The sequence below is a fragment of the Phenylobacterium sp. genome (genome assembly GCF_016793225.1).
In the GTDB taxonomy this organism is placed as follows: Bacteria; Pseudomonadota; Alphaproteobacteria; order Caulobacterales; family Caulobacteraceae; genus Phenylobacterium.
This window is the reverse complement of sequence record NZ_JAEUMN010000022.1, coordinates 107,350-113,449: the sequence shown is the minus strand read 5'-3', so window position 1 is coordinate 113,449 and position 6,100 is coordinate 107,350. Positions and strand designations below refer to the sequence as shown.

General features: G+C 70.8%; 6 protein-coding genes. 5 read left to right on the top strand and 1 reads right to left on the bottom strand.

Annotated features, from left to right (window positions below):
- The 3 genes from JNK30_RS02655 to JNK30_RS02645 all read left to right on the top strand — a co-directional run.
- Nucleotides 1-1,671: TRCF domain-containing protein (locus JNK30_RS02655; RefSeq protein WP_293479890.1), on the top strand; the 1,671-nt coding region annotated here is incomplete at its 5' end.
- On the top strand, nt 1,668-2,045 hold the full coding sequence (locus JNK30_RS02650) for a hypothetical protein (protein ID WP_293479888.1): 378 nt from the start codon (nt 1,668-1,670) through the stop codon (nt 2,043-2,045). The genes JNK30_RS02655 and JNK30_RS02650, both read left to right, overlap by 4 nt.
- 56 nt (nt 2,046-2,101) lie before the next feature.
- On the top strand, nt 2,102-2,461 hold the full coding sequence (locus JNK30_RS02645; protein WP_293479886.1) for a hypothetical protein: 360 nt from the start codon (nt 2,102-2,104) through the stop codon (nt 2,459-2,461).
- 6 nt (nt 2,462-2,467) lie between these two features.
- On the opposite strand, the gene JNK30_RS02640 is transcribed toward JNK30_RS02645, so the two are convergent.
- Nucleotides 2,468-3,799, bottom strand: coding sequence for a diguanylate cyclase (locus JNK30_RS02640; protein ID WP_293479884.1), 1,332 nt, complete (start codon nt 3,797-3,799; stop codon nt 2,468-2,470).
- A 116-nt stretch (nt 3,800-3,915) separates the two neighbouring features.
- Here JNK30_RS02640 and JNK30_RS02635 point away from each other — a divergent pair, with 116 nt between their 5' ends.
- Both JNK30_RS02635 and JNK30_RS02630 read left to right on the top strand, forming a co-directional pair.
- On the top strand, nt 3,916-4,680 hold the full coding sequence (locus JNK30_RS02635) for an SDR family NAD(P)-dependent oxidoreductase (protein ID WP_293479882.1): 765 nt from the start codon (nt 3,916-3,918) through the stop codon (nt 4,678-4,680).
- A 69-nt stretch (nt 4,681-4,749) separates the two neighbouring features.
- A complete protein-coding gene (locus JNK30_RS02630; RefSeq protein WP_293479880.1) occupies nt 4,750-5,862 on the top strand; it encodes a CaiB/BaiF CoA-transferase family protein in 1,113 nt (370 codons plus the stop codon).
- Nucleotides 5,863-6,100: the final 238 nt, after the last annotated feature.

Here is a 6,100-nt window from a genome sequence, read left to right as displayed (position 1 = left end):
TTCTGCGCCCGCTTCCCCTACGAGGAGACAGACGACCAGCTGGCGGCGATCGGCGACGTGCTCGAGGACCTGGGCGGCGGCAAGCCCATGGACCGGCTGATCTGCGGCGACGTCGGCTTCGGCAAGACCGAGGTGGCGCTGCGGGCCGCCTTCGTGGTGGCGATGAGCGGGCAGCAGGTGGCCGTGGTGGCGCCGACCACTCTGCTGGCGCGCCAGCACTACAAGACCTTCTCCGAGCGCTTCGAGGGCTGGCCGGTGCGGGTGCGTCGCCTGTCGCGCCTCGTGGCTGCGAAGGAGGCCGCGGAGACCCGCGAAGGCCTGGCGAACGGCGAGGTCGAGATCGTCGTCGGCACGCACGCGGTGCTCTCGAAGCAGGTGAGCTTCAGGAACCTGGGCCTCGTGATCGTCGACGAGGAGCAGCACTTCGGGGTCAAGCACAAGGAGAAGCTCAAGGAGCTTCGCGCCGACGTGCACATGCTGACGCTGACCGCGACGCCGATCCCGCGGACCCTGCAGATGTCGCTGTCGGGCATCCGGGAGATGTCGATCATCGCCACGCCGCCGGTCGACCGCCTGGCGGTGCGGACCTACATCACGCCATGGGATCCCGTCGTGGTGCGCGAGGCGCTGCTGCGCGAGAAGTACCGCGGCGGCCAGGCCTATTTCGTGGCGCCGCGCATCTCGGACCTGCCCGAACTGGAGCGGTTCCTGCGCGAGCAGGTCCCGGAAGTGAAGTTCGTGGTGGGCCATGGACAGATGGCGCCGACGCAGCTCGAGGAGGTGATGAGCGCCTTCTACGACGGGCAATACGACGTGCTGCTGTCGACCACGATCGTGGAGAGCGGCCTCGACATCCCGACCGCCAACACCATGGTCATCCACCGGGCCGACATGTTCGGTCTCGCGCAGATGTACCAGCTCCGTGGCCGCGTGGGCCGCTCCAAGGCGCGGGCCTATGCCTACCTCACCACGCCGGCCGAGAAGCAGATCACGCTGTCGGCCGAGAAGCGCCTGAAGGTGCTGCAGTCGCTGGACAGCCTGGGCGCGGGCTTCCAGCTGGCCAGCCACGACCTCGACATCCGCGGCGGCGGCAACCTGCTGGGCGAAGAGCAGAGCGGGCACATCCGCGAGATCGGCGTCGAGCTCTACCAGCAGATGCTCGAGGACGCGGTCAACGAGATCAAGGCGCGGGCCGGGGCCGAGGACCTGGTCGTGGATCGCGGCTGGTCGCCGCAGATCAACACCGGCGCGGCGGTGCTGATCCCGGATGAGTACGTGCCCGACCTGAACGTGCGCCTGGCCCTCTACCGCCGCATTTCCGACGCCGAGAAGGCGCAGGATCGCGAAGCGCTGGCGGCCGAGCTGATCGACCGGTTCGGGCCGCTGCCGCCCGAGGCCGACCAGCTTCTCAAGGTGGTCGCGATCAAGGGGCTCTGCCGGGAGGCCAATGTGGCGAAGATCGACGTGGGTCCGAAGGGCGCCGTCGTCAGCTTCCGCAACGACGACTTCAAGAACCCAGGCAGCCTCGTGACGTTCATCGCGAAGAACGCCGTCGCCTGGCGGCTGCGTCCCGACAACAAGGTGGTGGTGAAGGGCGAGTGGGAAACTCCGAAGCAGCGGCTCGACGCCGCGGAGAAGGTCCTGGCCGAGCTGGCGAGGCTGGCGGCGTGAAGGCGGCGCTGATCGCCCTGCTGGCGATGGCGGCTGCGGCTCCGGCCGCACCCGCGGCGGCGGATGCGGCGACCGACAAGTCGGACGTACGCTGCCTGCTGGTGCTGCGCTTCGCCGCGCGGGACGAGAAGGTGCGGGACCAGGCTGCCCGCGGGGCGCACTACTTCATGGGCCGGCTCGCCGCGCGGGGTCCGGTGTCGCGGCTGGAGCCCGTGATGACCGCCGAGGGGCGCGCCATCAACAGCGCCGCCCTGGCGCAGGCCGAGTTCAAGCGCTGCGCAGACGAACTCATGGCCAACCAGACGCAGTTCCAGACCCTGGACCAGAAGCTCGCCCAATCCATGGGCGCCGCCGCCAAGCCGCCGGCCAAGTAACGCCGGTTGGCGGACGCGCGGCCTCGGCGCATCCTCCCGGAAACGGGGAGGATTGGATGCGGACACTCTTGGGCGCGGCGGTGGCCGCCTGGGCCATGGCGGGGCCGGTGCTGGCGGCGGATGACGACATCCGCGCCGCCAACCGGGCTGACGTCCGGTGCGTCATCGGCATGAGCGTGATGGCGCGGAACGAGGCCTACAAGCAGTGGGGAATGTTCGGGGTCTTCTTCTACTCGGGGCGGATCGAGGGCCGCGATCCCGGCTTCAGCCTTCGCGACGCCGTGCGGCGCGAGGTGATGCTGATGCGTCCCGACGAGTACAACGAGGAGATCAAGCGCTGCAGCGATCTGCTCGGCGAGCGCAGCCGCGCGTTCGAGGCGATGCGGCCGTCGCCGCCGCGCGGGACGGGGCGGTAGGGCGCCTCAGCCGGCCTTGAGCGCGTGCGCCATGGCGGCGGCCTGCTCGAGCGCGTGGCCGACGGCGTCCGGGGAGGCGACCTCGGCGACCCCGAGGTCGAACTCGACGACGAAGGGCGTGGCGCCCTGGCCGGCCTCGAAGGCGGTGCATCCGATCACGGCGGCGATCCGCTCGCCGGCCGCACGGGCGTTGTGGAGCGGCGTAGCCGGCAGGGCCAGGGCGAACACCTCGGGCGCGAGGCGGGCGGCCGTGTCCTCAACCCGCACCAGGCGGCCGATCATCGAGCCGATCTGGGGGACGGCGCGCGCCACCCAGCCGCCGGCGCGCGGCGCCTTCAGGTCAGGCTTCTCCGCCACCTTCAGCATGCAGACCGACAGCGGACGGTTCCGGGCCTTGGCGCTCTTGGCCAGGCGCATGACGTGGGCGGCGAAGAGGTCGCGGGTGAAGAGTCCCGTCGCAGCGTCCATGAGCCCCGAGCTGCGCGCCTGCTCCAGCGCGCCCCGGATCGCCTTCTGTCGACGGTAGGCGCGGGCCAGTTCCACCACGCGCAGCGCCGTCTCGTTCTCGGGCGTATCGGGAGACGCCACGTCGGAGATGCCGCGGTGATAGGCCTCGGACGCCGTCACGGCGCTGTTGGCCCGCATGTAGAGCAGCGCGGGCGTGTGGTAGAGGCGGGTGTTCCGGCGCAGGCCGGCGGCGATCGACAGCGCCTCGTGCGGATTGTCGTCGGCCCAGAGCACCACGGCGTCGAACGGCCGCTCGTGCAGGTAGTCGAAAGCGGTGAAGGCCGTGAACGCACCCACCACCTCGGCGCCGTTGCGCTGGAGGGCGTTCGAGAGCGCCAGGAACTGCGGCGCGGGCTCGCCGATCGCCAGGATCCGATACGGCGCGGGGTCGTCGTCGGGCGCGTCGAGCGCGTGCCCCCGTTCGGAGAAGGTCTCGGTCCGGACCTCGTACTCCTCCTCGGCCACGGCGGTGCGGACTAGGGTCTCGAGCCGCATGGCGGCCTGGGCCGGGTGGAGGGGGGCGGCCAGCGTCAGGTCGAAGCCGCGGTCCTTCTGGAACGGGTCCAGCGCGCCCATGGCCAGGACCGGCAGCCGGCGCGGCGCACAGGCCTCGCGCAGGCGGCCCGCCACGGTGTCGACGTCGCCGTCGAAGCTCGCGAGATCGACGATCGCGGCCTGGATCTGCAGGTCGGAGAGAGCGATGCAGGCGGCGGCCTCGGTCCGCGCCGTAATCGTGCGCCAGCCGAGCCGGTCGAGGCCCTCGGCGAGCGCGCCGGCCTCGGCGTCGTCGCGTGCGACGATCAGCACTCGCGCCTGGACCCCTGCCGTCATATCCCCGTCCAAACACTGCCCGGTTCCGTCATAAGTACGGAATCGCAAGGCCGGAAGGTTCGTCGCATACCCGATCGCAGGTTGCAGAAGGGTTAGTTGTCGCACGTGGAGGGGACATGAGTGTGGATCTGACCGGCCAGGTGGCCGTGGTGACCGGCGCCAGCGGCGGGCTTGGCGAGCACTTCGCGCGGATCCTCGCCCGGTCTGGGGCCGCCGTCGCGGTGACGGCGCGGCGGGTCGAACGCATCGAGGCGCTGGCGGCGGAGCTGCGGGCCGAGGGCGCGCGGGTCCTTGCCCTGCCGCTCGACGTCGCAGAGGCCGAGACGATCGCCCCGGCGCTCGACCGGATCACCGAGGAGCTGGGCCCGATCGGCATCCTGGTGAACAACGCCGGGGTCGGCGGGGAGGGGCTGGCGCTCGACATCTCGATCGAGGCGTTCGACCAGACGTTCGCGGTCAACGTGCGCGGCATGTTCTTCGCGGCCCGGGAGGCGGCGCGGCGCATGATCGCCGCCGGCGTCGAGGGCCGGATCCTGAACATCGCGTCCATCGCCAGCCACACGGTCCTGCCGGGGCTCTCCGCCTACTGCGGCTCGAAGGCGGCCGTGGCGATGCTCACGCGGTCGATGGCGCGGGAGTGGGCGCGCAAGGGCCTGGCCGTGAACGCCCTGTGCCCCGGCTACATCGAGACCGGCATCAACGACTTCTGGTGGCCGACCGAGGGCGGCCAGAAGCAGCTCAAGGGCTTCCCGCGGCGACGGCTCATGGACGCGACCGACCTGGACGCCGCGTTCCTGATGCTGGTCGGGCCGGCGGCCAGCGCGATCACGGGTTCGGTGATCACCATCGACGACGGCCAGTCTCTGCCCGGCGGCGGCTAGGTCGCGAGGCAGTTGGCTGACCGAGCGGCAACGGGCTTAGATCGCCGCAAAACCACAGGGAGACAGCGCATGCGCCAGGGTCCGCTCACCGGCCTCAAGATCGTGGAATTCGCCGGCATCGGGCCGGGGCCGTTCTGCGGGATGCTGCTGTCGGACCTCGGGGCCGACGTGGTGCGGATCGACCGCAAGGGCCCGGGCCGCGGTTCGCCCACCGACGTCACCGGCCGCGGGCGCCGCTCGGTGGCGCTGGACCTGAAGTCGCCCGACGCCATCGAGGCCTGCCTGAAGCTCATCGCCCAGGCTGACGTTCTCTTCGAAGGCTTCCGGCCGGGCGTCATGGAACGCCTGGGCCTGGGCCCGGACGTGGTGCTGAAGCGCAACCCCAAGATCGTCTACGGCCGCATGACCGGCTGGGGCCAGACCGGGCCCTACAGCCAGGCCGCCGGACACGACATGAACTACATCGCCATCACGGGCGCGCTGCACGCCATCGGCACCAAGGACAAGCCGGTGCCGCCGCTGAACCTCGTCGGCGACTTCGGGGGCGGCGCGCTCTACCTCGCGTTCGGGCTGCTGGCGGGCGTCATCCAGGCGCGCGAGACCGGCAAGGGCCAGGTGGTCGACGTGGCCATGAGCGACGGCGCCGCCAGCCTCATGGCCATGTTCTACGGCATGAAGGCCGCGGGCGGCTGGAAGGAAGAGCGCCGCCAGAACCTGCTGGATGGCGGGGCGCACTTCTACGACACCTACCAGTGCAGCGACGGCAAGTGGATCTCGATCGGCTCCATCGAGCCGCAGTTCTACGCGCTGCTGCTCGAGAAGACGGGCATCAACGACCCGGACTTCCAGAAGCAGATGGACCGCTCGATGTGGCCCGACCTGCGCGAGAAGCTGGCCAACGTCATCAAGACCAAGACCCGCGACGAATGGAGCGAGATCATGGGCGCGACCGACGTCTGCTTCGGCCCGGTGCTCGACCTCGACGAAGCGCCGAAGCACCCGCACAACGTTGCGCGCGAGACCTTCGTCGAAGTGGCCGGCGTGGTGCAGCCGGCGCCCGCGCCGCGCTTCTCGGCCACGCCCGGCAAGATCCAGGGCCCGCCGCCGGCCATCGGCGCGAACAACCAGGACGCCCTGAAGGACTGGGGCTTCTCGGACGCGGAGATCGCCGCCCTGGCGTGAGAGCGGGCCGGCGGATCGACCCGAGCGTTAGCTGAAGGCGCCGTTCAGGTCGGGTTCAGCGAGCCGGCCGCAGATTGACGTCCGGATCGGTCGTCGCGCTCTCCCGTCCCTCGAAGCGGCGGACGGTCCGGATGGAACGACACGCCCATCGGCGGCGCGCCACCTACTAACCCAGGTGGCGCGCCGTTATCATTGGGCTCCCGCTTGCCGGGGCCCCCGAGTCGAGCCACGCCGCGCC

What these genes read in the sequence shown, in the direction of transcription:
- JNK30_RS02645 (WP_293479886.1), top strand. Translation starts at nt 2,102, where the DNA reads ATGCGGACACTCTTGGGCGCGGCGGTGGCCGCCTGGGCCATGGCGGGG.
- JNK30_RS02640 (WP_293479884.1), bottom strand. Translation starts at nt 3,799, where the DNA reads ATGACGGCAGGGGTCCAGGCGCGAGTGCTGATCGTCGCACGCGACGAC.
- JNK30_RS02635 (WP_293479882.1), top strand. Translation starts at nt 3,916, where the DNA reads ATGAGTGTGGATCTGACCGGCCAGGTGGCCGTGGTGACCGGCGCCAGC.
- JNK30_RS02630 (WP_293479880.1), top strand. Translation starts at nt 4,750, where the DNA reads ATGCGCCAGGGTCCGCTCACCGGCCTCAAGATCGTGGAATTCGCCGGC.